Below are 26,338 nucleotides of genomic sequence, written 5' to 3'. Positions count from 1 at the left end.
TTTAAAAAGTATTTAAAATTAAAGCCTTTCAATGAGATTCAAAAAAGAATAAGGTATGAAGTACATATAGCTATCAATGAGGCAAAGCTTGTCTGAAAGCTATTAACCAACTCATTGCTCAGCCAATTAAATCGAGATTGAATAGTAGCTCCTATAACACTTTCTACAAGAGTTGATATAAAGCCAGCTATAACCACTATTGCAAATTCCTGTGCACTTGAGACGAAAGAGAGAAACATCATTACAAGGGTCATCAAGAAACAGCCTAAAAGACTGGCCAATGTACCTTCAAGGCTTATAGCTCCATCGGTACCAGGCTTTACCTTTTTAAAGGACGTTATTAAAAAAGTTCGGCGTCCCCATCTTTTCCCAACTTCACTACCAAAAGTATCTGCCAACTTTGCAGAGAAACTTGCCGCAAAACCAATTAATAAAATTTCTTTCTCAACAAAATTTGAACTTGTATATAACATTGCTAAAAAAGTACCTGTAGCGGCCGAGCCCCATACATTCTCTGGTCCCCTTCTGCCGCCTCTTGCTTCTGCAATCCCTTGAGATTGCTTAAACTTAAATCCTAGTTTAGTAACAATTGAACCACATAAAAGGTAAACAACTACTGATAGCCATCCTTTCCAGCCAAGACAACCCCAAAGGATCGTACCAAGTGCACCGGCATGTAACCAGCCGGATTTAGTAAGCATAGGTAACCTTTGAGCAATCAAAATCAAAATCAAGTTAATGCTAAAAGCTATTAACCACTCAGATTGCAAGGGAATTGATGAAAACACAATTTTTAAAAATAACTCTTAGAAAGGGAAATATCTTAGTTAACTCTAGTAAAAAGTTGAAGAAGCGTCTAATGATTAAATCTTCTCCATGATGCCATTAATTGAGAAGCTGAAACTGCTGCTGTAGATGTTCTTAAAATTGACTGACCAAGTTGAACATTGCTACAGCCCTTCCTTCCAGCCAATCGCAACTCATCCTCACTCCACCCCCCCTCAGGTCCTATAATTATCCACACATCACTATTATCTCTAGGCGTTGTTTTTAACCACGATTCAAATTCGACATACTCATCTATTCTCGTAATACCTAGCGATAAAGAAGAGTTTAACTTTGAAATATGATCGATCCAATCTTGAAACTCAATAGGAGTTCGTAATTCTGGTTTCCAAAGCCTTTCAGATTGTTCCACAGCCTCAGAAATAATAGACTCCCAACGACTAAATTTAGAAGAACCTATTCGTTTTACACAACCTCTTTGTGAGGTTAGTGGTTGAAAAATATCAATTCCTATTTCCGTACCCATTTTAAGAACTTCCTCAAAGCCGTTTTTAGGCACAACAACAGCTAGAGATAGAAGTGGAAGGATTCTCTTTTGAGTTTGTTCTGGACTTTTATAAGACGATAATATTTTCAGTACTGCTGATTGCAGGAAACACGCCTTCCACAAATTACCCTTGCCATCAACTATAAAGATTTCATCTCCTTTTCTTAAGCGTATTACCCTAGCAAGATAGTGAAGCTCTTTTTTAGTTAATAATAAAAAAGGATTTTCTTCATCTAATAAATCCAATCTTCGCTGATCAATTAATAGACGTCTATATTCAGCCACAACAATTAGTTATCGGAAGTAAATATAGCATCTGGGTGTTCCTCAACCGGCCAATCATCATTACTTCCGCCAATCAGCATCTGATTAACTTCAACAACATCACCAGTTATTTGTAAAAACATATTTATCAACACATCAATCGCAATCGCATCACACGTACCCAAGTCTACCCAACACCTAGCCCACTCTCCTTGATATTCTAAATGGCCTAAATTATGCATTAGTGCTGGCATCACATTGATTGCTTCTTGAGTTTCATAGTTCATCCAACTAAGATCTGAGCCAGCTTCATGAGCTTGAAGGTTCTCTGCATTAAATCCTCCCAGTCGACCTATAACGTACCAACTATCGAAAACACCATCAAGATAACTTCTCTCTCCTTCACTGGGAACATCAGAAAAACGGAGCCAGATCCAACAATTAAATGGATCGATCTCACGAAAACGAACTTCCATAACCATTCCTAGTTTTTTTAACTAATGAAAAGTAGGATACTATTGTTTTGTATGACTTTAATTGATGCAAGGGAAACAAATTCTTTATAGACATTTCCACTTATAATGCTAGAACTAAAAAATATTTGTTATCAACCTGCCACCTCTTCGGTACAAGTACTTAAGGGAATTAGTTTTAAAGCAACAACTGGCATGCCATTGATAATTGCTGGTGCTAGTGGAAGTGGGAAAACCAGTCTTTTAGAAATAATTAGTGGGCTCACAAAACCCCAAAATGGAATAGTCAATTGGCATAGGAAAAAAACAAATGAGAGAATTCGGCGGGCGATTAGTGGCGTAGTGTTTCAATTCCCAGAACGTCATTTTATTGGATTAACTGTTCTGCAAGAGTTAAGGGTCGGCCATCGACGACTATCTGTAGAGGTACAAGAAGAGGTTTTAGAAAAAGTAGGCCTAAAAGATCTAGACTTAAAACAACCACCAGAATGCTTAAGTGGAGGCCAACAAAGAAGGCTGGCAATTGCCGTTCAGTTGCTTAGGAATCCAAAAATCCTTTTACTAGACGAACCCACAGCAGGTCTTGATTGGTCGGTCAAAGATGAGGTTTTGGACTTAATCAAAGAACTTTCATATGAAAAAGTCTTAATAGTTGTCACTCATGAACCTGAAATAATCTCAGGTTCGCCAATCTACACTTATAGACTTGATGAGGGCAGATTAAATACATCAGAAAATTATGCGCAGTGAATTAAAAAAATGACTGATGCCCTTGTAAGAGCCACAGCTGCAGATGGAGGGATAAGGCTTGTTGCTACTACGACCACACAGGCAACAATTGAAGCTAAAAGAAGGCACAAACTTTCCTATTTAACTTCTGTGCTTCTTGGAAGAGGGATGAATGCTGGCTTATTATTGGCGAGCTCAATGAAAGTATCACATGGGCGAGTAACGCTCAGATTTCAATCAGATGGTCCTATAAAAGGATTAGTCATTGATGCAGGAAGAGATGGCACAGTAAGAGGATATGTAGGGAATCCTTCTCTAGAACTAGACCTACTTGAAGATAGCAATGGGGGGTATTTATTTGACTTTGCAAAAGCAGCAGGCACAGGTTATCTCAATGTTGTCCGTGATGAAGGAAAAGGAAATCCATATACCAGTACAGTCGAATTGGTTAGTGGCGGTATAGGAGAGGATGTTGCCTCATATCTTCTACATTCAGAACAAACCCCATCTGCTGTTTTTGTCGGAGAGAAAATCCAACATAATGAACTAATTTGTACTGGGGGGTTACTTGCTCAAATTCTTCCAAAAGCTTCAACAGACACATCATTAATAAATCTCTTAGAAGAGAATTGCAGAAAGATAAATTGCTTTAGCGACATACTTTTAAAGAATAAGGATAATCTTCAAGCACTAATTAAAGAACTTTTTAGTAATCTAGACCCACAGCTAATTGAAAGTCCAAAATCTTCTCAGGAAATTAAATTTAAATGCAGGTGTTCTAGATCTAGAAGCATATCTGCCCTTACATTATTAGGTCATGAAGAATTAAATGAAATAATTACTAAAGATAAAAAAGCTGAACTGACTTGTGAGTTTTGCAAAGAAGTCTATGTAATAAAAGAAGAAGAGTTACAGCTGATTAATGAGAAATGAATTCACTTCAAATCTTTTCCGTTATCCTAAGCTAACAACAAGGTTCCCATCCAAATAATAATTAGTGAAATAAAACCTTCTATTTTATCAGGTGAAAAAGAGCTTGGGTGATTTGCCATACTATCAATTCCTCCAGCAACAAGTCCTCCTAAGATCAACCCAATTGATAAGAATACAACGCTCCAACCTAAAGACTGGAATATACCAATACCACGTTTAACCTGACTGATAAACAATCCAATTGTTGATAAAGAAAGAATTATCTGAATACTTTCATCAGGAGATATTAACAACAGTACCAAAGCCAAGAAGCCAAGTGCCAATCTAATAGTTAAGCCCTGTCCTTCAGGAATGAATAGATTTGGAAGCAATCTTTTATCACTACCCTTATTATCTGAGAAGTCAAATTTACCTATGCGCGTAAGCAAGGACTTCCTTACAACTGTTCCAATTTGATTGCTAGACTTTTCTTTTATGGAAGCATCTACGGCTGCATTGCTAACTTTCCCTAACTGCCGCGCTTTCAGACTATCCATCAATAGAGCATCATAAGATGACTCAATCTTTGCCTTAAGTATTGGATCATCTACTATCTCTGAAAGCCTTGCATCTCTTGCCTTCTGAACCTCATCAAAACTTGCTCCTGGTTGCAAACCAAGCATTTGATAAGCATCTTCTGAGCTTTGATTAGAATTGAGATCTTTTTCAGCCAAAATCGCAAATAATCCAATTTACTCTGAAAGTAACTTTCAGCGTAGACAAAGGTAAAGCTTTAATTTACAGAGTTATTGGATCTACACCACTAACAACCGGGGCAACAGAGCTTAAAGCTAAGGACGGATGGTCTTCTTTAAGTTGATTGAGATTCCATTCATTTTTAAAAAGCAACACTGGTCTATGCCATGAATCCTGAACCGTTTTGCAATTAAAAATTCTTCCGACCAATTCAAGCGAAGGCCACCCTCCAACAACCCACCTGGCAACTTGAAACCCTAGAGGTTCAAGTCTTGTTTCCACACCATATTCACTTTCAAGTCTATGTTGGACCACTTCTAATTGCAGTTGTCCAACAGCAGCCAAAATCGGATCTCTTTTACTTTGATCACTGTCATAAAGAATTTGAACAGCCCCTTCTTCCCTTAATTCATTAACACCTTTTCTAAAATTCTTGAACGCCGAAGGATTAGGGTTGCGAAGCCAACTAAATATTTCAGGGCTAAAGCATGGGATACCTTCATATTCAACTCGTTTTCCAGTATAAAGAGTATCGCCTATTGCAAACATTCCTGGATTATTTAGACCAATAACATCTCCAGGGTAAGCATCCTCAACAACAGCACGATCCTGCGCAAAAATTTTCTGGGGTCTAGATAGACGAATATTTTTCCCCGTCCGAGCATGCTTAACAGTCATATCTTTCTCAAAACGACCGCTACAAACCCTCACGAAAGCGACCCTATCTCTATGCTTTGGATCCATATTTGCTTGAAGTTTAAAAACAAAGCCACTAAAAGATTCGCTCAAAGGGTTTACAGGGCCATCAAAACTATTTCTTGCTACAGGACCTTGGGCCAATTCCAAAAAGCTATCAAGAAATAATTTCATGCCAAAGTTTGTCATTGCCGAGCCAAAGTAAACAGGAGTTAGTGCACCTGATCGAATTTCCTCCAAGTTTTTTTCTGCTCCTGCTGCATCTAATAACTCAATTTCTTCAAGGGCTTTTTCCAAAAGATCCTTTTCAATCAGATCATCAATTGCAGGATCATTTAACTTCAAACGTTTTTCAATAGACTGCTTGCCACGCTCTGCTTTTGAATAAACAAGGATATCTTTAGTACTCCTATCAATAAGTCCTCGAAAGAACTCACCACTACCAATTGGCCAATTAACAGCCCAAGTTGAAAGTCCTAATTCAGACTCAATTTCGTCCAATAAGGCAAGGGGTTCTTGCCCAGGCCTATCCATTTTGTTTATAAAAGTAAAAATGGGAATATTTCTTAAGCGACATACCTCAAATAACTTTCTAGTTTGTGGTTCAAGACCTTTTGCTGCATCTTCAAGCATGACTGCATTGTCAGCTGCTGCAAGGGTTCTATAAGTATCTTCAGAAAAGTCTTGGTGACCAGGAGTATCTAATAAATTTATTGTGGTTTGACTATAATCAAACTGTAAAACAGTAGAAGTAATTGATATTCCCCTTTGCTTTTCAAGTTCCATCCAATCAGATGTAACCTTCCGTTGTTCACCACGTGCCTTTACAGCTCCTGCCTGTTGAATAGCTCCTCCATAAAGAAGAAGTTTTTCTGTCAGTGTTGTTTTGCCTGCATCCGGGTGAGAAATAATCGCAAAGTTCCTTCTGCTCTCTACGGCTTTAGCAAGGTCGAATTTACCTAATAATTCTTCTTTTGACCTTGAAGGACCATTTTGAGGAGATAAGGAGTTCATTAAAATTCAATCAATCTTCCATTACCTAAAACGAATCAGCAGATCCCAACAATTTCAAGATAGCGGTCATTCAGCTCAAAAACTTTCAAGTGATCTAAACCGGCTATCTTCAGTTGATCCTTTACTTCTGAGACAGTAAAAGCAGCATAAAGGGAAGCATGATAATCATCAATTAATACTTGAGGAGCCTTTGGAAGATATTTTCGTTGCAATGCCAATACCTCCTTCGCTGAAGAAGGACGCCTCAAATCCCTATGGACCTGAAGAGAACCTGAGAAGGAAATCCTTTTAATAGCCTCCCAAAAATTACTTGGATTATGCATATGGTGCAGGAGACTATTACTAATAACAAAATTTGCGAAAGGAATTTTGTTTGAACCTTCTGAACACATTTCCGAAATATTTTGCTTTATATAAGTCATTCCGGACAATCTCTTATTTTCTCTTGAGGAGTATTTTCTTTTAATTGCTACATCAATCATCTCTTGAGAACCATCAATGCCAATGACCTTTGCCATTGGCCATTTAAGAGAAACTCTCTCAGTAATATTTCCTGGACCACAGCCAAGATCCACAATTACGTTGTTAACGCAAATTTGCTTGCCAAACCTGCAGATATATTTCTCAATATCAGATACAAACTTCTTGTCCCCAATAGAGAAATCAGCCTCTGAATAAGCCTTTACATTCAAAGGGCTGTTCATTAGCTCAGGTTCTGTAACACGTTTCACTCGTAAGCGCGGGTACTGTAAGCATTCTCATTTATACACTCTTAATGGTGTTAAAAAAACTTGCAGACGCTACTTGTGGCGTTAGCGTGCTCTTACCGACCGAATAAAAGATCTTGACACTCGCAACTAATCGTTCTGAAACCAACAGTCAATCATCCAATCAATTAAAGGATTTCCCTTCCACTGCTCCTGCGGCCAATCCAGTCTTTTATAGGACATATAGCCGAAAGAACTCACAGGGTCGTGAAAGCTGGGCTCAGGTAAGTGAACGAAACCTAGGAGGATTGCGTGAACTTGGTGGACTTAATAAAGAGGAGCTTGAATTAATGGCTCGCATGCAAACTGAAAAGAAAGCCTTACCTTCTGGGAGATGGTTATGGATTGGTGGAACGAAATGGATCGAACAAGAAAAGAATTTTTCAGGGGCTTACAACTGCACTTCAACAAACCTTGTTGATTGGGAAGCCTTTGGATTAATGATGGATCTCGCCATGATGGGCTGCGGAACAGGAGCAATAATTGAACCTCATTTAATAAATAAACTCCCTGTAGTTAGGAACACACTAAAAATTAGAAGTGTTTCAAACATAGGAATTACAGAGTCAAGTAATAGGCAAGAGAAAACTAGTTTTAAAGTTGATGGGAACGAAGTTCTGATAAAAGTAGGAGATAGTAGGAGAGGGTGGGTAGACAGTTATCAATTTCTTCTTGAACTAAGTAGTGACAATAGTTTTGAATCCGAACCAATTTATATTGATATTGACTTAACTGATATCAGACCAGCTGGTGAGTCTCTCAAAGGTTTTGGAGGGATGGCAAACCCAGTTAAATTAAAGGATTTATATGAACGGGTTTCAGGGATTTTAAACAAAAGTGTAGGAAGAAAACTTACCTCAGTAGAGTGCTGTTTACTTATTGATGAAGCCGCTGTAACCATTGTTGCTGGAAATATTAGGCGTAGTGCTGGCATGCGCCAATTCTTATCAAGTGATTTATCAGCAGCTGGAGCAAAAGAGAATTTATGGCAGCAAGACAAAGAAGGTAACTGGCGTATAGATCCTGAAAAGGACGCTTTACGAATGGCAAACCATACTCGGGTGTACCATTCTCGACCTACTCTAGAAGTTGTAACAGAAGCAGTAACCAAACAATTCCACTCGGGTGAGGGAGCAATACAGTTTGCTCCTGAGGCTATTGCGCGTGCAAATGCAGATATCCTTTCTACGCAGGAGCTGCGTGAAGAGTTTATTGAAATTTACTGTTCTCAAGGAAGAGAAGAAGCTGGGAATTGGCTGCGAGAGAAATATGGCGAAATTGATTTATACGAACTAGAGCATCGCCTTGGTAGATACGGACTTAATCCATGTGGAGAAATACTTGGCGCAGATTTTCACTGTAATCTTGCTGAAGTTCATCTCAATCAAATAAGTCCTTCTGATGAAGAAGGCCAACGTGATGCCTTTAAAGCAGCTGGCCTATCAGTAGCATGCTTACTTAATCACAATTTCGAAGTTGATAGATATAAAACAAGTCGAGCATTAGATCCAATTGTTGGCGTTAGTTTTACAGGTCTTTTTGATTTCTTTGTTCATGCATTCGGTACAAAATGGCTTCGATGGTGGGAAGCAGGAAGGCCTAGTACTGAAGAAGGAAAAGAATTTAAAATTAAAGAGGCTGCATACTTGAAACGTTGGAGGGAAATTGTTAATGAAACTGTATGGAATTATTGCGACAGACATAGTCTTCGTCGCCCAAATAGATGTACAACAGTTCAACCAGCGGGAACTAAAAGTTTACTAACAGGAGCAGCTCCTGGCTGGCACCCTCCCAAAGCCCAAAGATTTATTCGTAGAATTACATTTAGGAAAAGTGATCCTGTAGCAATGGCTTGCATGGATTATGGCTACACAATTGTTCCATCACAGTCTGATAAAGATGAAAATGGGCGCCTCCTTAATGATCCCTTTGATCCAAAATGCACAGAATGGCTTGTTGAGATACCAACTGAGGTCAGCTGGGCGAATATTCCAGGGGCTGATGAAATCGAAATCAACAATTTTTCTGCTCTGGCACAATTCGATTTTTATATGCAAGTTCAAAGTAATTACACCGATCACAACACCTCTGCAACTATCGAATTCCGTGAGGAAGAAATCAAACCTCTTTCAAAAGCAATTTATGAAGCAATACAAAACAACCATGGATATATTTCAGCCGCATTACTTGCAAGGTTTGATGCTAACGCTACTTTCCCAAGACTACCCTTTGAGCCTATAGATGCTAAGACCTACGAAAAGCTTCAATCAGAAGTAGTTGAGAGAAGAGTTAGTACAAATTTCTTCGAAGCACTTGGCCGTTATGATCAGGGAGAGCTAACCGAAGCAGGTCCCGCTGGATGTGATTCAGATAAATGCTTGCTTCCTCTGGAAAGTCCAAAATAGTAATTAGAGCCTAATTTTTTAACAAGATGGAGATTTTGCAAGGATTTCCATCTTTAAATAAAAAAATAATTGGCAGATCCTTAATTAAGAGCTAAGTGTGTGTAAGAAGTAATTCATTTGTCCGAGGTCAAAATGACAACAACTGCTCAAAAGAGTTTTAAAATAATGAGCAATGGGACCCACGATGCACTAATAGACCAACTGAGAGCCTGTAATACACCAGAGGAAATATTGGAGTTTGAATCCTGGTTTAACTCCAATGCCAATGGATTACGTTTGTATTCCGTAATATGCGAACTGCTAAGGGAACGATCTATTTCAAGAGCAACAGCATCTAAATGGTTTGAGACACTTCTAAAAGATAGAGACAATAAAATTGATAATTTAAAAGTTTAAACAACAATCTGAATTCAATCGAGGGTGCCTAAAGAGTCAGAAAGGGAAAGGTCCTGTAGCGCCTGAGGATGAAGTAAACCCAGTCAGAGCCCATATACCAAATGAAAACAAGCCACAACCAATAAAAAACATTAGATGGGATATATAACGAATCTTCTCTTTTTCAGAGATTTCACCTTCCATAGGCAAATCACCTAAAAAACGAGATTGATCACTCTTTGAACTTGACATGAAAACTGAGTATATATAAAGCAGATTATGGCACAGAATATAGATATCGAACTAATATTCAAATTGGCTGAAACCTTTTTGCTTATCAGCAAGAAGCATTGCTAGGATTGAATGATTGGATCGTCCAGTCCAAATTTGGAGGGGTGGTCGAGTGGTTGATGGCTCTGGTCTTGAAAACCAGCGATGTGAGAGCATCCGTGGGTTCGAATCCCACCCCCTCCGTGCCTAAGAAAAGACAACTATGTTCAGTTCATTGCTGGACATAGTTGTCTTTTCTTAAGTTATTTGCAAAATTTTTATAATAGTAATTACCTTTTCATGGCCTAATTATCTCAATATATTCTTGGCAGGCCTTAATTATGAGCGCATATTTCCTTTAAACCAATAAAATTCAAATCCATTACAGATGTGCAGGAAAAAATTTCAATAACAAAGGGATGAACCTAGCCAGGTCTCTATCAATTTACTGGCAAGTTACCTTAATGCGGAAGAATGACATAAGAAGTCTCGAATCATTTATTTATTACAAAAAGTCTGTTCAAGCATTAAAATAGATCCTCAATATAACTGAGTGCTTCTAAAAGTAATGTGATTTTCATTGCAGCTATGGAAGTTCAATCGATAAAAAGGATAATTTTGAAAAAAGAGCTCAAAACCTTTTAAGAAAAGGCACAGAAAGAGCATTAATTGCTTAGATTAAGAGATAGGCTGCAATTGAGGCAAAATGAAGAACTCTATTCAACTCCATAAAACGGCGGTGATTCAAAAAGTCACTAAGGTTGCATCTATTCTATTTCACTCATTACTTGTTAGTACAATTCTTTTTTTTGGTTGGGTTGAAAATGTAGGTGCTTTCGAAGAGATGGCCTCAAAAGTAGTTGCTGATAGCGATTCGAAAGAAGTACCTAGTGGCCCTAAGACGGGTTTTATAGAAGAGGAAAATCAAAAAATAAATGAGGAGGAAATTAATACTTATCCAGACTTGGGCGATGATCAAGTCTTCCCTTTTGCTGCAGGCCTAGATTCTTACTGATAATCACTAATGCTTATCAAACTAGTGATTAAATTTAAAACACTTATATCTTAATAAAATACTAGATATATTCCTATATTTTATTATAAATATCTTTATAATTTCTGGACATTAAAGAAATAGAAAAATTACATCTTTGGATAATCTGAGCATTTTTCCCTAAATTCATTCTTAATTCATAATCATTAGAAATTTTCCTTAAGTAGTTAATAGCTTGACTTATATTTCCAAGGTCATAGAAATAACCTGAGGAATCATGAGAAATAGTATCAATATTACCAGGAACTTTAGAAGCAACAATAGGAAGACCGACAGACATTGCTTCCAAAACTGACAAGGGGTGTGCCTCCCTGAAAGAAGTAGTTAAATAAATATCTGCAGACTTCAAGTAATCAATAATATTATTTTTATACCCCGTCAAAACAATATTTCTAATTTTTCTATTGGCAATTATTTTCTTTATTGCCGGAGTTAATGGTCCATCGCCTAACATACAGAAAATCATTTCAGGAGTTAAGCTGGCTATCTCTATAAACTCAAATAAATTTTTAACTTCAACAAACCTTGATGATGTGATTACTATTGTTTTTTTTATATCTTTTAATATGGAATGCCTAATATGTTCTTTAAGGAAAAAGCCTGACAAGGGAGTATTTTGAACAGCAACACCATTAGCTATGATTTTAATATTTCTTTTAGGTAGAAAGTTATAACTTGCAGCCATATCAAGCTCTGATTTAGATACGAAAATATTATAATTATTAAGCTTTAATGTAATTTTCTCATATAAAAGATAAATAGTCCTAGGAATATAATCCTTACCTGTTACATGTATACCGTGAAAAGTATGAACTAGTTTTACGCCTGTAAATACCTTAACTAGTCTAGCAATAGCGCCTGCACCTTTTCCGTGTGAATGGACTACTTGAACTGAATTAATAAGTATAAATTTAATTATAGATAGAATATCTAAGAAGGCAATTTTTCGCTCATTAATAATAATTATTTTTCCAGTGATAGTTTTCTTTAATTCATTTATATATAAATATGTTGATGGACAAGCAACATTAATATCAAAAGTATTGGAAAGCTCCTGTGCTAAGTTAAATAATTGTTTAGGGCCACCTCCATTGGAGCTAGAGGTAATCATCAAGATGTTTTTTCGCATAATTTTTCAAAAAAAGATGTACATAAAGGTCACTTAAATTGATAGTCTAGCGAGCTTTTATTTCTATAAAACCTAGAAAGAGCTCTCATGATTAAAATTGGCTTTAACTTATTTCTGCTTGAAAACCTCATTATACAGAGAAAGGCTACCCAAAAAGAATATCAATGATGTAATAAAAAATGTGCTTTGCTCTGCTTTACTGCCTTGCATATACAAACTAACTTGAATAAAACCCTTATTGATAATAGAAGCCATTAAAAACCAACCAAGGAGCCAACAAAGTAAATAAATCAAGTGTTTAATGTATTTATTCATAAAATCATTTGTGCATAGATCATTTAAGTTTATTCATGATTATTACTCAAGTATTCGAATCTTATCTAAAAAAATACTAAATCTAATTAAAGATAATGATACTTAAGGATTCTTAACTAGGCGTAATTATAAAAAGCTTTTTGTTTTTTTTTACTTCAACTCTTTTAGTTAAAAATTTTCTATGCAACCAAGCAGAAAAGGGTGTGATAATTACACCCAATTCTCTAGCCAATTTCTTGAGCCGTTGCAAATCAGCACCATATCCTGAGGATTCTATCCAAGTAGCCATAGTAGCGATATCATGCTCTATTAAGCGGATTACATTCCTGGGAATCATTGAATAAGTAATGTTCGTCCTATAATCTTCTTTTAAAGATTGAAGTACTACTGCCATTTGATTTCCAGTTAAATCTTCACCTGCAAGGTTAATTGCTTGTCCCAAAAGTTGACTTGGTTTTAATAATGCTGCTCTTGTCCATGCTCCTACATCATCAACAGCGATAGTTTGCCATGGGAAATCAGGTCCAACAACACCAGCAAACGTACCATTATTTATATTTAAACCAGGAAAATCAATATAAAAATTTTCATAATAACTAACTGGTCTAAGAATTGTTGTTATTTTACTGAGACCAGCTTCAGCAATAAACTCTTCTAGTTCCCACTTATTTAAAAAATGTCCAGGAGCAGGTACTAAATCATTAACTTTTGCGCCTTTACATATAGAACTAAATACAAAATGCTTTAAAGATCCCTTATCTTTTGATTTTTTAATAGCTTCTATAAGATTTCTGCCTTGAATCATTTCATAATCTCTAACAATACTTCCTCTTAATAATCTCCACCCTTTTGTTGGAGTTGTATTCCCAAATACTGCATAAGCATCTTCAAAAATATTGTCCAAAGTATCTCTTTCTAATAAATCTGCTTTGACTAATTCCACATTGGGATAAGCCAATAATTTCTTAGCTCTTTTAGAAGAAGGATATCTAGTTAATGCTCTAATTCTAAAAGCATCTGTTTTTGCTAAATGCTTGACAACTCCTTTTCCCTGAAGGCCTGTAGCCATAGTTACAACAACAACTGGTTTCGCTAATGGCTTTTCAGTTTTCTTGTAATCGTTTTGGCTATAAAGCCTGTTTCCTAAACCTGAGGGCACCTGCAAAGAGAAAGGAGCCTAAAATATAAAGGGAATATAACGGAACCGCGAAATCATATTTTACGCCTTCAACGGTCATCCCCAGAGCCTTTAAGCGTAAAATATTTTGGCATCTGGCTAGAATGGATACAGACTCTATGGACAATCTAATTAGAATCCAATAGAATTAAAATAGCTCGATTCGTTTATGGAAAGAAGCTGGAAAAAATCAAAGGAAGAGTGGCTTGGTAGCACTATTCTTTCTAAAGAAATTTCCTTGTGGGCTCTAGCCGCAGTAGCAGAGGCCGAGAAAGAGATTTATTCTCTCGAAGCGTCTCTTGAAACCAATGAAAAAGACTTAGCAGAGAAAAAAGCTAAATGTCTTAAAAGAACTATAAAAAATGAGTTTGTAAAAATAGAGAACTCCTTAGATGATTTATCACTTAGCACTCCCAATTCTTATAAACTTCAAGTCTCAATTCCTGCAAGTCTGAATTATTTAATGAAAGCTTGGGCGGCTGCGGAAGGCAGAGATCTTTCCAGTGTTGCTTTGCAATGTCTAGAAACAGGTTTGCGAGCAATTCAAAGCAAGGGATCAATTCCTTCAGCAGCCATGAAAAGATATGACATAGCATGCGAGAGAAGGATAGCATTGGCCGAGATAAACAATGCATTGGAAAATTACGAATCTATTCTTGTAGAAAGGTAAACAAAACCAATGAAATATCAGTTATATCAAAGAGCCTTAATCAAACCTGTAATGCAAAGCATTGCACATATAAACGTATATAGAAACAAGAAAAAATCTAAAAACAATGTAATTTTATATAGCCTATATATTAAAGACAAGGATATGATAAGAATTGGTTATGCAGATAATATCCACAGTCTTAACAAAATCATTAAAGAGGATATCAACTATGAGTTAGTAGATCAAAGAATTGGAACAAAAAGGGAATATGACTTAATTAAAATAACAATCAAAGAGACAGTTCCTGATTCTGGAATCCTAGATGATAATTATAGTAAAAATACTTTAAAAATTCTAAGTTTACTAGGTTGGCCTGTAGGAATCAACAATAATACATATAAAAAGAAATTATATGCTTCTTAGATTTGAAAGAAACTATCTTTATCTATTGAGTATTACAGTCAAGGGTATCTATAGTTTTTTTATTACTTACAGGGTTTACTCCATTTGCTATTGAACATAGATACTTATGTTCTTCTCCAGTTATTAAAACATTAGTAAAGTCACTTCCAGATATATTGACATTTTTAAAGCGAGTACTAAATGCAAATGCGTCTTCCAGGAAAGCATTGCTTAAATTAGTGCCTTCTAAAAAGGCAGAATCAAGAGTTGCATTGCGCAAATTAGCGTTACTCAAATCAGTATCTTGCAACTTTGCTCCAAAAAGACTGGCACCTTCTAGATCACTTCCCGAAAGATTGGCATTTTGCAAATTAGTTAGATAAAAAGTTGCCCCTCTAAGGTCAGTATTAGAAAAGTCAGCTCCTACCAAAGACTGCTTCCCATAATCATTCTCTAGGGCTAAGACGGGCTTGAACGGTATGAATAAAAATAAAATCAGGAAAATGCAAAAGAATCTATTTATCATGAAAGCAACAGTTTTACAGAAGCTAATCGATTTTTAGCTTCATTAGCACAATACAGGTATTTAATTTTGACTACAACATAACTAGTTACTAAAGAATCTGAAATAAATATATAAATCTTGTTAACAATTACATAAGGATCCGCTAAAACTATAAAAAAACTTCAGATGCTTTCCCCATCAACTCTTAAAGAATTAAAAGATATCCTGAACAGAATTTCTCGTGGAGAATCTATAAACCTCGAGGAAAGGCTTTTAGTTCAAAGAGTTGCAGATAAAGATCAATCAGTTAGTTCTTGGTTAAGGCGTGCTCAAAGGATGCAATTAGATGATAGAAGTAGAGATTCAGTAGATGATTTAATTCAAAACCTTGATTTATGTTCATCTGAACCAAATTCTTATTACAAACCAGATCAAGAAGATCTTGGAGACTGGTTCATGGGTGCACCATCTTGGCTAGGGAGAAGCTAATTTGAATTAAGTGTTTTTAAGCAAAAGTGATTTATTATTATAAAATTGTTCTTGGATTATTTAATAAGAAGTACCATAGAAATAACCTTAAAGGTCAGCAGTAAATCCCGCATATAAATTGTGATTGAACATCAATACGAAGCAATAGTGATTGGTTCGGGTGCTACCGGAGGTGTTGCTGCCCTCACACTAGCCAATGCAGGCATAAGAGTTCTAGTAGTAGAAGCTGGTCCTAAACTCACTCTCAAAGAGGCCATGGGTGCAGAGCCAGTAAATACATTAAAAAGGTTTTTAGGAATTATAAATGGAAAACATCGAGTACAAATCCAACACCCAGGCTATTGGAAAGCTAATCCATCTTTATATATGAATGAAAAAGATAATCCTTATTTTCACCCTGCATCAAAACCTTTTATTTGGACTCAAGGAAGACAAGTAGGTGGAAGAAGTCTTACTTGGGGAGGAATTACTCTCAGACTCTCCAATGATGATCTTAAAGCAGCCACCAAGGATGGTTTTGGCTCAGAATGGCCTATCGGTTATAAAGACCTAGAGCCTCACTATGATGAATTAGAGAATCTTCTTCAAGTACATGGAAGTAAAGATGGTCTAGAGCAGATACCAGATGGAAATTTTATTAACAACTTACCTTTTACCCCTGAAGAGTCATTTTTTGCTGAAGAGGTGAGATCAAAGCTCGGTTATCCAGTAATCCACTCTAGAGGTTTTGATGTTCATTCCGTTGCAAATAATCATTGGCCTAGATCAAGCAGCTTAGGAAGTACATTGAAAAGAGCATTGGAAACTGGAAAAGTAGAATTGCTTACAAACCATATAGCTGATTCCTTAATAATAGAAAAATCAGAAAAGTCTGCCAAAGGTATAATAGTAGTAGATGTTAAAAATTTTTCTAGGAGAATACTGAAAGGGAAACTAATAGTTTTGTGTGGTTCAACTATTCAGAGCTTAAGATTTCTACTGAATTCACAAGAAAAGTGTTCTAAAAAAGAATTAATAGATGAATCTGGGAAATTAGGTTGTTACTTGATGGACCATATTTCTAGCTGTAGATTTTTCTCATTTTCAAATAAAAATTCAACTCCTAATAAAATATACAAAACAAATACTCCGCTTTCTGGAGCTGGTAGTTTTTTTATTCCTTTTGGGAGCAAATTAGACCCCCATAATGAAATTGATTTCATAAGAGGTTACGGTATTTGGGGAGCCATAGGTCGATTCGAACCTCCGGAAATATTAAAAAAGCGTCCTAATGCAAAAATTGGATTTTTAATTGGTCATGGAGAGGTACTTCCATATGAAGAGAATAAGGTTACTCTCTCAAATAAACTTGATAAGTGGGGCATCCCCATTCCAAAAATAAACGTTGAATGGCGACAGAACGAATTAAAAATGGTTAACCATATAAATAAAACAATAGAAAGAACAATCTCAGCTGCTGGCGGTGAAATATTTCCTTTAAAAGAGCTTGTGATGATGCCTTTTATTAGTCCAATCATGGATAAAGCTTTGGCAATTCAAAAAGCGCCTCCTCCTCCTGGGTACTACATACATGAAGTTGGAGGAGCACCTATGGGTGAAAATCCTTCATCTAGTGTTTTAGATCCTTTCAATAGATTATGGAACTTTTCAAATGTACTTGTGGTAGATGGTTCATGCTGGACAACCTCATCTTGGCAAAGCCCTACTCTGACAATGATGGCAATCACAAGAAGAGCATGTATTCAAGCCACTAAGGATTTGAAAGCTTAAACAAATCATTTAGATATCTCTCCGTCACACTCCTATCATCACAACCGCTCTGGAATAAGAAGTTTGCCAAAGCAGAACTCATAACACTGTATTGGTCCCAATTGGGATTATCGCCAATAAATTCCTTCATGCCTTGATATAGCGCCTCAGGTATTTCAGTCTCAATACTTATACATTCGTTTATCTCAATTTCAGGAAGAGATAAATCTGATACTTCAGTCAAGCTTTCTAGAGGTGCATCTGATACTTCAGTCAAGCTTTCCAATTGGTTTAATTCCATTGAACTTAAAAGTGCTTCTAAAAAAATTCTCCATCAAGGATCCTCAAAGTTGGCTCATGCGTCAAAGATAAAAAAAACATTAGCGAGACAAGGGAGACTGAATAAGAACGATTGTTATTACAAGCTTTTTAGATGACAAGCAAAATATCAACTGAGCAAAAAAAAAAATTTCTAAGGATGTCAAGCATCATTGAAACTTGTTCTAAAAACCACAGCTGAACAGTTTTAAAGGTCTCTTGCGAAAATACTCGTGGAAAACCCCTAATTATCTGTGGAAGAGGCTGGGGAAATCATTTATAAATAAAAGATTAGTCATACTTATAACTAACGAGTCCATTGCGACGCATGCAAGAAAGAGACAGGTGAGGCAGGCATTTATACCTATTCTCTTCATATTTTGGTTTGCTTTGGATGGCGAAGCGTGACAGGACCAAGTGGATGCTCTGAGTTTGGATAAGGCATTCGTTCATGGTCATGGTCATGGTCATGGTCATGGTCATGGTCATGGTCATGGTCATGGTCATGGTCATGGTCATGGTCATGGTCATGGCTGCTTGGTGGAACTTTTAATTCGCATTCTCCTGTGCATTCTTCTTCGCAAAGAATGCATCCATCTGAAACCCCTTCAACATGGTGATGATGACTTTTTTGGGGGAATCCTACTTCGTGCTCAAAACCCAATAAATTTGACCTGTATTTGCAAAGTGAGCAATTCATAGAATTATTTCCATTCAGAACCTCGTTTATTCTTTCCAATATTGTCTCTAGGACTAAATAGTGACTGCCTAAATATTTTGCATTTAAAAATTCAAACGTGGGATGATCCCTTGCAACCATAAGCGTTTGGTTTCTTATCCTACTTACAAGAACCCCAGAGAAAAGAAAGTATGGGAACACGACAATCCTGGGGAAATCCAACTTAAGTGAATGCCTTAGCCCTGGTTCAACTAATGGGAATGTAACTCCTGAGAAAACTGTCTCTCCCCAGCCAAAACCCATACCTTCCACTAAAAGCCTTGTAATTTTAGAGACATTAGAATTTGCGTCAGGGTCAGAAGAGCCTCTTCCAACAACTACTAATAGTGTTTTTTCTATTGGGAAAGAATTATTAGAAGAAGAGCTAATTGCTTCGGAAACTCTTTGACCTGCTGCCCCAATCATCAAATTATTTATTCCCAACTCGCGTCCATAGCAAATTTCCAAGTCATGCTCAAGTGAATATGAATTAAGCAGAGCAGGGATATCATTTTTTGCATGTGCTGCAGCAAATAGCATTAAAGGTATAGCAATAACCTTCTTAATTGATTTATTCCTAAGCCGGTCTAAAGCCTCTGAAATTACAGGTTTTGCAAATTCAAGGTATCCATATTCAACAGTGATGCCTGGAAGCAAAGATTTCAACTGAGAAACAAGCTCTGCAAACTCCTTTATTGCCAAATTATTTCGACTGCCATGACCAACAATCAAAATGCCAATATTAGAATCAAAATCACCTAAAGCTGAGGGAGCCAAAAAAACAAAAATACCTATCTATTAATCTATCGCGATTAGAGATTAAAATCTAATTTCAAAATTTCTTGTATTCCATATAGCATTATTGAAAAATGATTAAAAAGCTACTAAATGTTCCTAACACACAAGCAGAAGACTATGATATAGAAGGAATAATTGATTATATTGATGATGATTTCATTGAAAACTTAAAGAAAGATAAATTTTGTAAAAAGCCATTAATGATATGTAGTGGTGGCACTTCAAGTAGATGTGCCGCAAAGGAACATATAACTATCGACTTTCGAAAAAATTATACCGAAATTGATTATATTGATTTTAAGAAAGAAGTTGTTATAGAACCAGGCACAAGAATGCAAGATTTAGGAAAATTTCTGAAAAGCAAGAACAGGAGCTTCCCAACAGGTTTATCAGGTTTGACAGGGTTTGGATATATCTTAACCGGTGGTATTAGTCCTACAAGTAGGAAATATGGTTTAGCCATAGATAATATTTTGGAAATTAATGGTATTTGGGGTGGTGGAGAAAAATTCAACATTATAAAACCAGATCAAAACTCAAGTAAATTAGAGAAAAAACAATGGAAAGGTCTATGTGGAGCTGCTCCTTTCCTAGCAATAGTTACCCAAGTAAAACTAAAAACATATGAACTTAATTCAATATATATTTGGGAGGCATCTATAAGTTCCAACCAACTTGCAGAAATCATAGAAAAAGCTGAATTATGGCCTGATAATGCGAGCTTTAACTGGATATGGTCAGATTATATAAAGGGTTTAGCAATAATTGAAGTAAGTAATAAGGAGGAATTAGAATATATGAAAATAATAGTAAAGGAGTTACCGAAGACATCAGATCTAAAAATTTCTAAAATAAATGGCCTATCTACTTTTAAAGGTATGGAGTTACCTATTTCAAATAATCAAGTAATAAGTAGATATTATTCAGAAGTTCTTGGCCTTCTGAGTAATTCTCTTAAGGGCCATTCTTATGTTCTGGTGCAAATGATAGAAGAGGAGATAAGAAATCGACCAAACAAATTCTGTTACATAGCGGCTCAACAATTAGGAGGGTCAACTATAAATAATGCTGAAAATTTGACATCTTTTATACATAGAGAATCAGCATGGAAGCCATGGATAAATGGATCTTGGGAACCTAATAATAAAAGAGAAAGAGACCAAGCCATCATTTGGATGGAAAATGTATGGGAAAAACTAGAGCCTTATTGCCCTGGAATTCATCTAGCCCAACTTCATAATCATCTGCCTTGGCATGCAAAAGAAATAAATTGCGCTTTTAAAAATTGGCTTCCAGAACTACGGCAAATAAAATCAACTTTTGATCCAAAAGAAATTTTGCCACCTCTTTGATATACGGTCTCAAGAGAGAGGAAATGTTTTAATGCCGCAGAAGAACAATCAATCATTAATTAAACAATGGTTGCAAAACCCCAAACAAGACATTTTGTCAGGGCTTGTTGTCGCTTTCGCAATGATTCCAGAGGCAATTGCATTCTCAGGGATAGCGGGAGTAGATCCTGAGGTAGGACTATTTGGTGCTTTTTGTTTGTCAATAACAATCGCTCTGGTGGGGGGGCGCATTGGAATGATTACCTCTGCGACTGGTTCAACAGCACTTTTAATGACTGGAGTAGTTGCCACAGGGAATGCCCAAGGAGAAGGTCTAGGACTTTCATATTTGATCGCTGCTGGATTATTAACTGGGGTTTTTCAAATCCTATGGGGATATTTACGACTGGCATATCAAATGAGATTTGTTCCAACAGGAGTTCTCAGCGGTTTTGTAAATGCATTAGCGTTATTAATTTTTCAAGCCCAACTTCCTCAGTTAGGCCTGAATTTCCATTATGGGGAAAGTATTCATACCGAAAATGTGAATAACGTTTTACCTCATGGGATGCAAATACCTATAGTGTGGGTTTTAGTTCTAATTGGCCTATTTATTATTTATGGACTACCTAAGATAACAAAAGTAATCCCATCACAGTTAATTGCTATATTAGTATTAACTATAATATCTATAGGACTTAACCTAGACATTCCAACTGTAAAAGATTTAGGCCAATTACCAACAGGTTTGCCATCTTTTTCAATCCCTTTTGGATCAATCTCAAATGGGAAGGTTCCTTTTAATCTTGAAACCTTTGGTATTGTCCTTCCAACTGCTCTTGCAATTTCATTAGTAGGACTGATGGAAACATTTCTTACACAAGATATTTTAGATGATATAACTGACACAAATTCTAATAAGAATATAGAAGCCCGTGGACAAGGGATAGCAAATATAATTTCTTCTTTATTTGGAGGAATGGCTGGCTGTGCACTTGTAGGGCAATCAGTAATGAATGCTGAAAATGGTGGCAGGTCAAGACTTTCCACACTTTCATCGGGAATAAGTCTTCTTATATTGATATTACTTTGTAAGCAATGGCTAAAAGAAATTCCTATGGCTGCTCTTGTTGCTGTAATGATAACAATTGCAATAAGTACAGCCGATACAAATGGTATTAAAAATATTAAAAAAATTCCCAGAAGTGATACTGCTGTAATGTTGATGACATTTTCGGTCACGATGTTAACAACTCCACATAATCTTGCTCTTGGTGTTATTGCTGGTGTAGCGCTGGCAGGAATACTATTTAGCAGAAAAGTGGCAAAAGTTATAAGTGTAACATCGCAGAGAATTAATGAAGAAGAAATTTTATATAAGGTTTCAGGGCAATTATTTTTTGTAAGTAAAATATATTTTGCACAAGGCTTTGACACTCATGATCACCCAGAGAAAGTAACTATTGATATGTCAAATGCACATATATGGGACCAAAGTGGAGTAGCTGCTCTTGATCAAATAATTAGAAAGCTTGGTCTTGGAGGATCTAAAGTTGAGGTTATAGGTCTTAATAAGGAAAGTTTAGATCTTTTTGAAAGACTAGGAGGACAAGAGCCTTCTCATGGATAAAAAATAAAGCTCAAAAGTGTGTTTAAAAGTAAAGCTATATAAAGAACAACAAAACATTTTATAACTACAACTAAATAGCATACTTTTTATATGTAGAATTACAGCTAGTTACTATTGAAATTATGGCCTACAATGAAGCACTGGTCATAGCTGGCGGTGTTGCGCATGTACCTATTCTGATAACCATACTAAAATTCTTTGATGGTAAAACATCAAAAAGCTACAACCATCAAAAAAGCATAGAAGCAGTTGCCAAGAAGAAAGCTCTAGAGGAGGCTCAAGCAGCAAAAGCCAAGGCTGAAACAAAAAAAGCAGCTGAAGCAAAAGCTCAAGCTGAAGCCAAAGCCAAAGCAGAAGAAGCTAGTAAAGCCGAATCATCAAATAACGAGCCAACTTCTTAATCTCCCATATAAAGAAACTAGTTTTAAAGAGTTAATATTTACTGTTTTCTCTTATTTATAACATCGAAAAGTTAGGTTAATTCTTAATTCTTTAATCTTCTTTCTTGAAGGCAAGCAATGTAGCCAATTCCTTTGGCATTCTGGATGCATTAAAAGCAGGTCGCCATCTTTTAGAAGAAGGCTTTCTTTAAAAGAATTATTCCTATTTTTAAAAAATAATTCTCTTGAAGCACCAAAAGAAAGAGAAGCAATTGATTTTTCATTGTCAAGTTCTTTTTCATTGTCAGAGTGCCATCCCATTCTGTCATTACCATCTCTATATAAATTTATAAGGCAGCCATTGAAATTTGTTTGGCAATATCTATTAAGGCTTTGAACTAATGGCATAAACCATTTGGGCCATATTTTAGCAATATGGTCCATTCCGCTATATCTATATTTAATAGGCTGATCAGCAATAAATGAAGTTAATCTTGGAACAAGAAATCTCTTAGAGTAAACTTGAACAATTGGTCTTGAAAATTCTAAATTATTAATAATAGAATTCCTCCAAATGTACGTTTCATCCTCGCTCATCCAGGAGGGTATATATATCCATGGGTATTTCATAGGTAAAATATATTTTAGAAGGTAATAATATTTTATTAATTAAAATAGTTTATTAATTTATAGAATTTTCTAAGCAGTTTCTCAGTACTGCAAACTGACTCTTTGATAACAAAACCAAAGCCATTGTTGGAAAAGTAAATTTCTATGAGATCTCCAAGAAGTATATTGTTCTTCAGGATTGAAGTTTTCAGGAGGCGGAACATCACCTCTTTGTCTATCTCTTTCCATTTCAGATATTAACCGTGAGACATTATATTCAGGGTGACCTAAATGCATCAATTGTTTTTGGTCAGTAGTTTCAAAAATTGTATATCCTACTTTTTCACCGTAGGCTAATAATCTTAAAAGACCATTTCTTTGAGCATTTTCCATATCTGAATCAGGCAGCCCTGCATGACGACTCTGTGGACAAATGAAATTATCATCTTGCGTACCCATAATAGAATGTCCCGGCACAAGACTTTTCAATGAATAGATTCCAAATAATTTTTTTTCAAAGACTTTTTTATCAACACCAGCCATATATGCCATGGCAAAACCAGCCCAACAAAGGCCTAATGTACTAGCACAATTTTCCCTTGCATCTTCTATTAGATTTACAAGCTCTGGCCAATAATCAACCTTTTCAAAAGGGAGGTGTTCTACTGGTGCGCCTGTAATAATTAATCCGTCTAATGGAACTGGATTCATGGCCTTTTCCCATTCAATATAAAGGTTATCCAAGTGATTTATATCCCAGGTTTTATATTTATGAGAGGTCAAACGAATCCAAATAGGTTCAATTTGAAGTGGTGAAAGGCCAAGTGGATGTAATAAATTAAACTCATACTGTTTTCCTAAAGGCATAATATTTAGGATGCCAATCCTTAAAGGTCTAATGTCTTGTCTTTCCGCAAGTTCAGGCTCTATCCATGAAATATGATTCTTCTCTACAGAAGAGATTTTATGATAACTACGTGGAAGTATTAGAGCCATATAGTTGTCTCCAGAGTTTAATTAACTTGAGCTAAAGCATTTTGAAAGTCATTCTTTATATCATCAATATGTTCTAGACCTACAGAGACCCTAACCATTGTAGGAGAAACTCCTGCAGATTCTTGCTCTTCAGCTGAAAGTTGTTGATGAGTTGTTGAGGCAGGGTGTATGACAAGAGTTTTTGAATCACCGACATTTGCTAAATGACTTGCAAGTTTCAAAGAATTGATAAAAGAAACTGCATCATCAAATCCACCTTTAAGAGAAAACATCAACATACAACCCATTCCTCTCCTAGAAAGATACTTCTTAGCACTCTGATGATATGGATCTGATGTTAAACCTGGGTAACTAACACTGGAGACTTTTGGATGATCTTTAAGCCAAGTGGCCAATGATAAAGCATTAGAACAATGTCTTTCAATTCTCAAACTTAAAGTTTCTAATCCTTGCAGCAACAAAAACGAATTGAAAGGACTTAATGCAGGCCCCCAATCTCTGAGACATTCAAGTCTTGCTCTCAAGGCAAATGCAATATTTCTACTTAAAGGGACGCCTAACATTTTACAAATATCACTACCAAAACCAAATGCATCCCAATGGACCAAACCATGATAAGCGGCACTTGGTTCACTCATTAAGGGAAATTTTCCATTACCCCAATCAAAGGTTCCTCCATCAACAATCACACCTCCAAGAGTGGTTCCATGACCTCCAATCCATTTAGTAGCACTTTGAACAACAACATTAGCGCCATGATCCAAAGGTCTTATTAATGCTCCAGCAGCACCAAGTGTATTATCAACAATTAATGGAATATTATATTTTTGGGCCAAAGAAGCGAGTGCTTCAAAATCAGGAATGTTAAACCTTGGATTTCCCATAGATTCAACATATATTGCTTTGGTTTTTGAATCAATTTGTCTTTCAAAACTATCAATTTCGTCTCCATCTGCAAACTTCACTTCAATTCCTAACCTTGGGAATTGAACCTTAAATTGATTATATGTACCTCCATAAAGAAATGAGGTGGATACGAAGTTATCACCTGATTGCATGCAATTACTAATTGCCAAAAACTGAGCTGCCTGACCAGAAGAAGTGGCTACAGCAGCGACCCCCCCTTCCAGAGCCGCAATGCGTTTCTCAAAAACGTCTGTAGTTGGATTCATTAGACGGGTATATATGTTCCCGAATTCCTTTAAGCCAAACAAATTGGCACCGTGCTCGGCATCATTAAAAACATAAGAACTTGTCTGATAAATTGGTACAGCTCTTGAATTAGTTACAGAATCGGGTTCATGTCCAGCATGTAACTGAAGAGTTTCGAAATGATGAGATGTCAATGAGTTTTAGCTATCTATATTCCTTTCTAGCTCAAGAATTTGATTCTGGTATCCAATCTTCTGGAGGATTAGGTTTATCTGACTCTGATAAGGAAGGAAGGGTAGTCCTAACTAAAGGTGCGAATTGCTCTCTTACTTGTTTCCTTAAGATTTCAACCTTATCTTTTTTTATAAGAGGATATGATTTTTCATTAATATATTTATCTTCTCTAAGAGGTAAGCACTTCTTATTACTTTTTTCTTCTAAAGAAGAAGTTAATACATTAAAATCAAACTCTCTCATCTCTGTATCTTTTTTATAACTCTCAAGAGCAGAAGAAATAAATTGCTCTCTAAAGGGATTGAAAGCTTTGGCTTTTAGAGTATCTGGCAAGCCTAAAACAGGTTGAAAGTAATCTAGGAGTCTTAACTCTTCTTCAAGCAATATTGTCCAAAGACCCTTTGTACCTTTAGGGACATCTAACTCTTTCTCCATGGTATTCATGGTATCTAAGAAAAAAAGAATTCTAGTGTAATAATTCTTTTCTTTTAAAGGTTTTTTTACTGAAACCTTTTGCGTTTGGATCTTTGGTAGAGCGGATTCGGCTTTGCGTAAAAATAGCCTATCATCTCTTTCGAGATTTATAGCTCCCCAACGTTGTCTATAATCCCAAAGCTCGATATAACGAAAAATATCTTGCTCAGACCAACCAAGCTCTTTAAGTTCATGACCTCTGTGAGTTAATTCCTTTGACACTGCTAAAAGA

28 protein-coding genes and 1 tRNA gene are annotated in these 26,338 nt (G+C 36.1%); 13 read left to right on the top strand and 16 right to left on the bottom strand.

Translation table 11 applies throughout. The features are described from left to right. Positions 1-38: 38 nt before the first annotated feature. The 3 genes from O5635_RS01170 to O5635_RS01160 all read right to left on the bottom strand — a co-directional run bounded on the left by O5635_RS01170 (position 39) and on the right by O5635_RS01160 (position 2,073). Positions 39-788 carry a DUF92 domain-containing protein gene (locus O5635_RS01170; protein WP_420063645.1) on the bottom strand — a complete coding sequence of 250 codons (750 nt, stop codon included), beginning with the start codon at positions 786-788 and terminating at the stop codon, positions 39-41. A 68-nt stretch (positions 789-856) separates the two neighbouring features. Then, positions 857-1,618, bottom strand: coding sequence for a 16S rRNA (uracil(1498)-N(3))-methyltransferase (locus O5635_RS01165; RefSeq protein WP_036903199.1), 762 nt, complete (start codon positions 1,616-1,618; stop codon positions 857-859). A 5-nt stretch (positions 1,619-1,623) separates the two neighbouring features. Continuing rightward, positions 1,624-2,073, bottom strand: coding sequence for a DUF3531 family protein (locus O5635_RS01160; RefSeq protein WP_036903202.1), 450 nt, complete (start codon positions 2,071-2,073; stop codon positions 1,624-1,626). 105 nt (positions 2,074-2,178) lie between these two features. Between O5635_RS01160 and O5635_RS01155 the strand changes: the two genes are divergently transcribed. Beyond that, positions 2,179-2,820 (top strand): ABC transporter ATP-binding protein, encoded by a 642-nt coding sequence (locus O5635_RS01155; RefSeq protein ID WP_036903204.1) that lies wholly within the window; start codon positions 2,179-2,181, stop codon positions 2,818-2,820. Between the two features lie 9 nt (positions 2,821-2,829). Beyond that, positions 2,830-3,732: an Hsp33 family molecular chaperone HslO gene (hslO, locus tag O5635_RS01150; RefSeq protein ID WP_036903207.1), complete on the top strand. Its 903-nt coding sequence runs from the start codon at positions 2,830-2,832 to the stop codon at positions 3,730-3,732. A 26-nt stretch (positions 3,733-3,758) separates the two neighbouring features. Here hslO and O5635_RS01145 read toward each other — a convergent pair whose 3' ends face one another. The 3 genes from O5635_RS01145 to O5635_RS01135 all read right to left on the bottom strand — a co-directional run bounded on the left by O5635_RS01145 (position 3,759) and on the right by O5635_RS01135 (position 6,881). Beyond that, positions 3,759-4,445, bottom strand: coding sequence for a CPP1-like family protein (locus O5635_RS01145; RefSeq protein ID WP_036903210.1), 687 nt, complete (start codon positions 4,443-4,445; stop codon positions 3,759-3,761). 64 nt (positions 4,446-4,509) lie between these two features. Beyond that, complete coding sequence (locus O5635_RS01140) at positions 4,510-6,177, bottom strand: peptide chain release factor 3 (RefSeq protein ID WP_036903213.1); 1,668 nt, start codon at positions 6,175-6,177, stop codon at positions 4,510-4,512. 35 nt (positions 6,178-6,212) lie between these two features. Next, positions 6,213-6,881: a class I SAM-dependent methyltransferase gene (locus tag O5635_RS01135; RefSeq protein WP_152557325.1), complete on the bottom strand. Its 669-nt coding sequence runs from the start codon at positions 6,879-6,881 to the stop codon at positions 6,213-6,215. A gap of 140 nt (positions 6,882-7,021) precedes the next feature. On the opposite strand from O5635_RS01135, the gene nrdJ reads away from it, so the two are divergent. Then, positions 7,022-9,349 carry a ribonucleoside-triphosphate reductase, adenosylcobalamin-dependent gene (gene nrdJ, locus O5635_RS01130; RefSeq protein WP_036903219.1) on the top strand — a complete coding sequence of 776 codons (2,328 nt, stop codon included), beginning with the start codon at positions 7,022-7,024 and terminating at the stop codon, positions 9,347-9,349. A 132-nt stretch (positions 9,350-9,481) separates the two neighbouring features. Then, positions 9,482-9,745, top strand: coding sequence for an RNA recognition motif-containing protein (locus O5635_RS01125; protein WP_036903222.1), 264 nt, complete (start codon positions 9,482-9,484; stop codon positions 9,743-9,745). A gap of 36 nt (positions 9,746-9,781) precedes the next feature. Here O5635_RS01125 and O5635_RS01120 read toward each other — a convergent pair whose 3' ends face one another. Then, on the bottom strand, positions 9,782-9,976 hold the full coding sequence (locus O5635_RS01120) for a hypothetical protein (protein ID WP_036903225.1): 195 nt from the start codon (positions 9,974-9,976) through the stop codon (positions 9,782-9,784). A gap of 137 nt (positions 9,977-10,113) precedes the next feature. Here O5635_RS01120 and O5635_RS01115 point away from each other — a divergent pair. Both O5635_RS01115 and O5635_RS01110 read left to right on the top strand, forming a co-directional pair. Then, positions 10,114-10,198, top strand: a tRNA-Ser gene (locus tag O5635_RS01115). Between the two features lie 502 nt (positions 10,199-10,700). Further along, positions 10,701-11,009, top strand: a complete 309-nt coding sequence (locus O5635_RS01110) for a hypothetical protein (RefSeq protein ID WP_036903228.1) — start codon at positions 10,701-10,703, stop codon at positions 11,007-11,009. Positions 11,010-11,082: 73 nt separating this feature from the next. Here O5635_RS01110 and O5635_RS01105 read toward each other — a convergent pair whose 3' ends face one another. Together O5635_RS01105 and O5635_RS01100 are read right to left on the bottom strand one after the other, a co-directional pair. Beyond that, positions 11,083-12,159 (bottom strand): glycosyltransferase, encoded by a 1,077-nt coding sequence (locus O5635_RS01105; protein WP_036903230.1) that lies wholly within the window; start codon positions 12,157-12,159, stop codon positions 11,083-11,085. Positions 12,160-12,604: 445 nt separating this feature from the next. After that, on the bottom strand, positions 12,605-13,651 hold the full coding sequence (locus O5635_RS01100) for an NmrA/HSCARG family protein (protein ID WP_072013283.1): 1,047 nt from the start codon (positions 13,649-13,651) through the stop codon (positions 12,605-12,607). Between the two features lie 187 nt (positions 13,652-13,838). Here O5635_RS01100 and O5635_RS01095 point away from each other — a divergent pair, with 187 nt between their 5' ends. Together O5635_RS01095 and O5635_RS01090 are read left to right on the top strand one after the other, a co-directional pair. Next, positions 13,839-14,339, top strand: coding sequence for a VHS domain-containing protein (locus O5635_RS01095; RefSeq protein WP_036903234.1), 501 nt, complete (start codon positions 13,839-13,841; stop codon positions 14,337-14,339). 9 nt (positions 14,340-14,348) lie between these two features. Beyond that, positions 14,349-14,744 carry a hypothetical protein gene (locus O5635_RS01090; RefSeq protein ID WP_036903236.1) on the top strand — a complete coding sequence of 132 codons (396 nt, stop codon included), beginning with the start codon at positions 14,349-14,351 and terminating at the stop codon, positions 14,742-14,744. 22 nt (positions 14,745-14,766) lie between these two features. On the opposite strand, the gene O5635_RS01085 is transcribed toward O5635_RS01090, so the two are convergent. After that, positions 14,767-15,249, bottom strand: coding sequence for a pentapeptide repeat-containing protein (locus tag O5635_RS01085; RefSeq protein ID WP_036903238.1), 483 nt, complete (start codon positions 15,247-15,249; stop codon positions 14,767-14,769). Between the two features lie 165 nt (positions 15,250-15,414). Between O5635_RS01085 and O5635_RS01080 the strand changes: the two genes are divergently transcribed. Together O5635_RS01080 and O5635_RS01075 are read left to right on the top strand one after the other, a co-directional pair. Continuing rightward, complete coding sequence (locus O5635_RS01080; RefSeq protein ID WP_036903241.1) at positions 15,415-15,717, top strand: hypothetical protein; 303 nt, start codon at positions 15,415-15,417, stop codon at positions 15,715-15,717. A 120-nt stretch (positions 15,718-15,837) separates the two neighbouring features. Further along, complete coding sequence (locus O5635_RS01075; RefSeq protein WP_036903244.1) at positions 15,838-17,487, top strand: GMC oxidoreductase; 1,650 nt, start codon at positions 15,838-15,840, stop codon at positions 17,485-17,487. Here O5635_RS01075 and O5635_RS01070 read toward each other — a convergent pair. Both O5635_RS01070 and O5635_RS01065 read right to left on the bottom strand, forming a co-directional pair. Further along, positions 17,468-17,767 (bottom strand): DUF2811 domain-containing protein, encoded by a 300-nt coding sequence (locus O5635_RS01070; RefSeq protein WP_036903247.1) that lies wholly within the window; start codon positions 17,765-17,767, stop codon positions 17,468-17,470. The two genes, O5635_RS01075 and O5635_RS01070, sit on opposite strands and share 20 nt — an antisense overlap. Positions 17,768-18,157: 390 nt before the next feature. After that, complete coding sequence (locus O5635_RS01065) at positions 18,158-19,279, bottom strand: sirohydrochlorin chelatase (RefSeq protein ID WP_269607685.1); 1,122 nt, start codon at positions 19,277-19,279, stop codon at positions 18,158-18,160. A 92-nt stretch (positions 19,280-19,371) separates the two neighbouring features. Between O5635_RS01065 and O5635_RS01060 the strand changes: the two genes are divergently transcribed. From O5635_RS01060 to O5635_RS01050, 3 genes are all read left to right on the top strand, one after another. Next, positions 19,372-20,652, top strand: a complete 1,281-nt coding sequence (locus O5635_RS01060; protein ID WP_036903250.1) for an FAD-binding protein — start codon at positions 19,372-19,374, stop codon at positions 20,650-20,652. 31 nt (positions 20,653-20,683) lie between these two features. Next, positions 20,684-22,261 carry a SulP family inorganic anion transporter gene (locus O5635_RS01055; RefSeq protein ID WP_036903253.1) on the top strand — a complete coding sequence of 526 codons (1,578 nt, stop codon included), beginning with the start codon at positions 20,684-20,686 and terminating at the stop codon, positions 22,259-22,261. A 122-nt stretch (positions 22,262-22,383) separates the two neighbouring features. Further along, a complete protein-coding gene (locus O5635_RS01050) occupies positions 22,384-22,662 on the top strand; it encodes a hypothetical protein (protein ID WP_036903256.1) in 279 nt (92 codons plus the stop codon). Positions 22,663-22,713: 51 nt separating this feature from the next. Here O5635_RS01050 and O5635_RS01045 read toward each other — a convergent pair whose 3' ends face one another. The 4 genes from O5635_RS01045 to O5635_RS01030 all read right to left on the bottom strand — a co-directional run bounded on the left by O5635_RS01045 (position 22,714) and on the right by O5635_RS01030 (position 26,328). Beyond that, positions 22,714-23,271: an alpha-ketoglutarate-dependent dioxygenase AlkB family protein gene (locus O5635_RS01045; RefSeq protein WP_036903258.1), complete on the bottom strand. Its 558-nt coding sequence runs from the start codon at positions 23,269-23,271 to the stop codon at positions 22,714-22,716. Positions 23,272-23,352: 81 nt separating this feature from the next. Continuing rightward, positions 23,353-24,246 carry a homoserine O-succinyltransferase gene (locus tag O5635_RS01040; protein ID WP_036903260.1) on the bottom strand — a complete coding sequence of 298 codons (894 nt, stop codon included), beginning with the start codon at positions 24,244-24,246 and terminating at the stop codon, positions 23,353-23,355. A 17-nt stretch (positions 24,247-24,263) separates the two neighbouring features. Further along, positions 24,264-25,592 carry an O-acetylhomoserine aminocarboxypropyltransferase/cysteine synthase family protein gene (locus O5635_RS01035; protein WP_036903263.1) on the bottom strand — a complete coding sequence of 443 codons (1,329 nt, stop codon included), beginning with the start codon at positions 25,590-25,592 and terminating at the stop codon, positions 24,264-24,266. Between the two features lie 31 nt (positions 25,593-25,623). Further along, positions 25,624-26,328 (bottom strand): hypothetical protein, encoded by a 705-nt coding sequence (locus O5635_RS01030; RefSeq protein ID WP_036903266.1) that lies wholly within the window; start codon positions 26,326-26,328, stop codon positions 25,624-25,626. Positions 26,329-26,338 lie beyond the last annotated feature (10 nt).

Origin of the sequence: Prochlorococcus marinus str. MIT 0919 (assembly GCF_027359375.1) — a bacterium.
Classification (GTDB): Bacteria; Cyanobacteriota; Cyanobacteriia; order PCC-6307; family Cyanobiaceae; genus Prochlorococcus_D.
The sequence above is the reverse complement of the archived record's forward strand: the minus strand, read 5'-3'. Positions and strand labels throughout refer to the sequence as shown.

Excerpts from the sequence above, each read along its gene's own strand:
- O5635_RS01160 (WP_036903202.1), bottom strand. The coding sequence starts at position 2,073 with ATGGAAGTTCGTTTTCGTGAGATCGATCCATTTAATTGTTGGATCTGG.
- O5635_RS01155 (WP_036903204.1), top strand. The coding sequence starts at position 2,179 with ATGCTAGAACTAAAAAATATTTGTTATCAACCTGCCACCTCTTCGGTA.
- hslO (WP_036903207.1), top strand. The coding sequence starts at position 2,830 with ATGACTGATGCCCTTGTAAGAGCCACAGCTGCAGATGGAGGGATAAGG.
- O5635_RS01140 (WP_036903213.1), bottom strand. The coding sequence starts at position 6,177 with ATGAACTCCTTATCTCCTCAAAATGGTCCTTCAAGGTCAAAAGAAGAA.
- O5635_RS01135 (WP_152557325.1), bottom strand. The coding sequence starts at position 6,881 with ATGAACAGCCCTTTGAATGTAAAGGCTTATTCAGAGGCTGATTTCTCT.
- O5635_RS01125 (WP_036903222.1), top strand. The coding sequence starts at position 9,482 with ATGACAACAACTGCTCAAAAGAGTTTTAAAATAATGAGCAATGGGACC.
- O5635_RS01120 (WP_036903225.1), bottom strand. The coding sequence starts at position 9,976 with ATGTCAAGTTCAAAGAGTGATCAATCTCGTTTTTTAGGTGATTTGCCT.
- O5635_RS01110 (WP_036903228.1), top strand. The coding sequence starts at position 10,701 with ATGAAGAACTCTATTCAACTCCATAAAACGGCGGTGATTCAAAAAGTC.
- O5635_RS01105 (WP_036903230.1), bottom strand. The coding sequence starts at position 12,159 with ATGATTACCTCTAGCTCCAATGGAGGTGGCCCTAAACAATTATTTAAC.
- O5635_RS01095 (WP_036903234.1), top strand. The coding sequence starts at position 13,839 with ATGGAAAGAAGCTGGAAAAAATCAAAGGAAGAGTGGCTTGGTAGCACT.
- O5635_RS01090 (WP_036903236.1), top strand. The coding sequence starts at position 14,349 with ATGAAATATCAGTTATATCAAAGAGCCTTAATCAAACCTGTAATGCAA.
- O5635_RS01085 (WP_036903238.1), bottom strand. The coding sequence starts at position 15,249 with ATGATAAATAGATTCTTTTGCATTTTCCTGATTTTATTTTTATTCATA.
- O5635_RS01080 (WP_036903241.1), top strand. The coding sequence starts at position 15,415 with ATGCTTTCCCCATCAACTCTTAAAGAATTAAAAGATATCCTGAACAGA.
- O5635_RS01070 (WP_036903247.1), bottom strand. The coding sequence starts at position 17,767 with ATGGAATTAAACCAATTGGAAAGCTTGACTGAAGTATCAGATGCACCT.
- O5635_RS01060 (WP_036903250.1), top strand. The coding sequence starts at position 19,372 with ATGATTAAAAAGCTACTAAATGTTCCTAACACACAAGCAGAAGACTAT.
- O5635_RS01055 (WP_036903253.1), top strand. The coding sequence starts at position 20,684 with ATGCCGCAGAAGAACAATCAATCATTAATTAAACAATGGTTGCAAAAC.
- O5635_RS01050 (WP_036903256.1), top strand. The coding sequence starts at position 22,384 with ATGGCCTACAATGAAGCACTGGTCATAGCTGGCGGTGTTGCGCATGTA.
- O5635_RS01045 (WP_036903258.1), bottom strand. The coding sequence starts at position 23,271 with ATGAAATACCCATGGATATATATACCCTCCTGGATGAGCGAGGATGAA.
- O5635_RS01040 (WP_036903260.1), bottom strand. The coding sequence starts at position 24,246 with ATGGCTCTAATACTTCCACGTAGTTATCATAAAATCTCTTCTGTAGAG.